Source organism: Pseudomonas brassicacearum (genome assembly GCF_003732265.1).
Classification (GTDB): domain Bacteria; phylum Pseudomonadota; class Gammaproteobacteria; order Pseudomonadales; family Pseudomonadaceae; genus Aquipseudomonas; species Aquipseudomonas brassicacearum_D.
Window position 1 is genome coordinate 1 of record NZ_MOBK01000481.1, and the last position, 315, is coordinate 315.

A 315-nucleotide genomic window follows, 5' to 3' on the forward strand; every position below is an offset into this window, starting at 1 on the left:
GAACACCGTGTCGATGCCTTCGGCGAGCATCTTGCGCGCGGCCACGGCACCGGACACCAGCGCCCGACAACTTGGCAGACGACGATAGAGCCGTGAATACACGCCCCGATATTTACTCGCCGGCATGTAGTTCTGGTAGGCATCGTGCTCGAGAAACACCAGCCCGGGAATGCACTTGAGCACCTGCAGTTGCGTGGCCAGACGCTTGACCCGGGAGAAAATCACCACGCGTTCAAAGGTCTGGTAATCGACCGAGGCCAGAAACGACCCCAGATTCAACTGCTGCTGTTTGCTCAAACGATAGATGAAACATTC

1 pseudogene is annotated in these 315 nt (G+C 57.1%); it reads right to left on the minus strand.

The features are described 5' to 3' along the window. Positions 1-315, minus strand: a pseudogene (locus BK660_RS32370) (glycosyltransferase family 1 protein); the annotation flags it as partial.